The organism is Nocardioides sp. (assembly GCF_034670285.1).
Classification (GTDB): Bacteria; Actinomycetota; Actinomycetes; order Propionibacteriales; family Nocardioidaceae; genus Nocardioides.
In genome coordinates this window covers 1-2,602 of the sequence record NZ_JAXMNS010000477.1, presented here as the reverse complement: position 1 = coordinate 2,602, position 2,602 = coordinate 1, and the positions used below count along the sequence as shown (strand labels likewise).

The following is a 2,602-nucleotide window of genomic DNA, read 5'->3' as shown; positions in this document are numbered from 1 at the left end:
CTCGTTGACGCCCGACTCCGTCTCGATGGTCGCCATCTCGATGGCCCCCTCGTGGTGGGCGATCATCATGGTGAGCCACATCTGCTCGAATCTGCGGTCATCAGAGGTGTCGAGGTCGGTCATCGCCTCGGCGCTCATCATTCCCGGCATCCCCGACATGCCCGGCATGTCGTCCATGTCCTCCATCGGGGAGTGAGCATTCGCGTGGTCCAGCGACGTCTCGGGGATGGGCTCGTCCCAGGCGCGGAGCAGGTCGGACATCTGCTCGATCTCAGGCACCTGAGCGGTGCGGATCTGGTCCATCAGGGCGGAGATGTCGGGGTCGATGTCACGGCCCTGCGCCATGACGACCATCTGCACCGCCTGCGCGTGGTGCGGGACCATCTGGGTGGTGAAGTCGACATCGGCCTGGCTGAACCTCGACCCGTCGACGGCGGTCTGGACGGCGCCCGGCTCGGCGGTGTCGGAGTCGGTGTTGCCGCCGCAGGCGGTCAGAGCCACCGACAGTGCCAGGACGGCGCCGGCCACGGCGACGTGGCGCCGGCGGGAGGCGGAGGTGGCGCGGGGTGTGAGGGGCAGGGAGAAGCGGGTCATGGCGGTGCTCTCGTTTCTCGAGGTCGTGCGAAGGAGTGGGGTCGCTTGTCCGGCCGCTCGTGGAGCGGCCGAGGGGCGATCGCTCAGCAGCGCAGGATCGAAAGGGAGTGCAGATCGGGTGGGTCGAGCATCCTCGCGCGACGAGCGAGGACGACGAGTCGAGCGCCCGCCTCGCGCGCACGCCGTACGACCAGGGGGCGCCCGGAGCGGGCGGCGAGGTGCAGCGCCAGGCCGAAGCCGACGAGGAACAGGCAGACCGTGGCCGGGTCGCACCCCAGCCTGGACTCCAGGCCGCCAGTGAGTGCCGCGCCGTCCGCGCCCGTCGCGAGGGGCGCATGGTGGCCGGTCTCCGTGGACAGGGAGTGGCCCGCCGCGGCGTGGGTGCCGCCGGCGAACACGTGCATGGCCAGGAGACCGAGCGCCACAGCGCCGACTGCGAGCGCACGTCGCCAGCGAAGCGCGCGGCGCGCAAACGCGGCCGGCACGACGGAGGGCTCGATCACCTCAAAAGTGTAGGTCGGTGGGCTCAGCCGACCTTGCCCGCGAGCAGCTGGCGCGCCATCACGAGGCGCTGCACCTGGTTGGTGCCCTCGTAGATCTGGGTGATCTTGGCGTCGCGCATCATCCGCTCGACGGGGAAGTCCTGCGTGTAGCCGTAGCCGCCGAGCAGCTGGACGGCGTCGGTGGTGATCTCCATGGCCGCGTCCGAGGCGTAGCACTTGGCAGCGGCACCGAAGAACGGCAGGTCGGCGTCGTTGCGCTCGGACTTTGCGGCGGCGACGTAGACCATCTGGCGCGCGGTCTCGAGCTTCATCGCCATGTCGGCCAGCATGAACTGGATGCCCTGGAAGTCGGCGATGCGCTTGCCGAACTGCTGGCGCTCCTGCACGTAGCCCAGTGCGAAGTCGAGCGCGCCCTGGGCGATGCCGACGGCCTGGGCGCCGATCGTGACCCGGGTGTGGTCGAGGGTCTTGAGTGCCAGCTGGAGGCCGGTGCCGGGCTCGCCGATCATCCGGTCGGCGGGGATGCGCACGTTGTCGAAGAGCAGCTCGCGGGTGGGGGAGCCCTTGATGCCGAGCTTGCGCTCCTTCTCGCCGAAGGTGAAGCCCTCGTCTGACTTCTCCACGACGAAGGCGCTGATGCCCTTGCCGCGGCCGGCCTCGGGGTCGGTGACCGCGAGGACGGTGTAGAACTCCGAGACGCCGGCGTTGGTGATCCACGACTTCTGGCCGTTGAGCACGTAGTGGTCGCCGTCGGCCTTCGCCCGGGTCTTCATCGAGGCGGTGTCGGAGCCGGCGTCGCGCTCGGAGAGGCCGTAGGAGAAGCCCTCGCCGGCGGCGAGGCGGGGGAGGTAGCGCTGCTTGAGGTCCTCCGAGCCGCCGAGGATGACGGGGAGCGAGCCGAGCTTGTTGACGGCCGGGATCAGGGACGACGACGCGCAGCCGCGGGCCACCTCCTCGATGAGGATGCAGGTCGCAAGCGCGTCGGCGCCGACGCCGTCGTAGGCCTCGGGCACGTGCGGGGCGTGGAAGTCGGAGGCGACCAGGGCGTCGTGGGCGGCCTGGGGGTACTCCGCCTTTTCGTCGGCCTCGGCGGCGTAGGGGGTGACCTTGTCGGCGACCAGGTCGCGCACGGCAGCGCGCAGCTCGTCGTGGTCGTCGGTCGTGCGGAACCAGTCGTGTGCGTTGATGGTGTCGCTCATCTCGTACCCCTCAAGAAACTCGGTATCGTGTTGATGACACCCAGTTTCACACGTCCACGACGACCCTCCAAGCCGGAGCTGAAGGAGCCGACCATGACCCTGACCCGCGACCGGATGGTCGACGCCGCCTTCGCGCTCTTCGACGAGCAGGGCTACGACGCCACCACCGTCGAGCAGATCGTCGAGCGTGCCGGTGTGAGCCGCTCGAGCTTCTTCCGGGCGTTCGGCTCCAAGGAGGACGTGATCTTCCCGCGCCACGAGGACGTGCAGGCGCGCATCGCCGCCCGGCTCGCGACCGGAACGAGG

At 69.7% G+C, this 2,602-nt stretch carries 4 protein-coding genes; 1 reads left to right on the top strand and 3 read right to left on the bottom strand.

Translation table 11 applies throughout. The features are described 5' to 3' along the window. From VOI19_RS17895 to VOI19_RS17885, 3 genes are all read right to left on the bottom strand, one after another. A partial coding sequence (locus tag VOI19_RS17895; protein WP_323794301.1) for a DUF305 domain-containing protein occupies nt 1-594 on the bottom strand: 594 nt, incomplete at its 3' end. A gap of 83 nt (nt 595-677) precedes the next feature. Continuing rightward, a complete protein-coding gene (locus VOI19_RS17890) occupies nt 678-1,097 on the bottom strand; it encodes a DUF6153 family protein (RefSeq protein ID WP_323794300.1) in 420 nt (139 codons plus the stop codon). Nucleotides 1,098-1,120: 23 nt separating this feature from the next. Further along, nucleotides 1,121-2,296 carry an acyl-CoA dehydrogenase family protein gene (locus VOI19_RS17885; protein ID WP_323794299.1) on the bottom strand — a complete coding sequence of 392 codons (1,176 nt, stop codon included), beginning with the start codon at nt 2,294-2,296 and terminating at the stop codon, nt 1,121-1,123. A 93-nt stretch (nt 2,297-2,389) separates the two neighbouring features. On the opposite strand from VOI19_RS17885, the gene VOI19_RS17880 reads away from it, so the two are divergent. Then, the coding region (locus VOI19_RS17880; RefSeq protein WP_323794298.1) for a helix-turn-helix domain-containing protein at nt 2,390-2,602 on the top strand (213 nt) is incomplete at its 3' end.

Coding starts and splice junctions, on each gene's coding strand:
- VOI19_RS17885 (WP_323794299.1), bottom strand. CDS start 2,296: ATGAGCGACACCATCAACGCACACGACTGGTTCCGCACGACCGACGAC.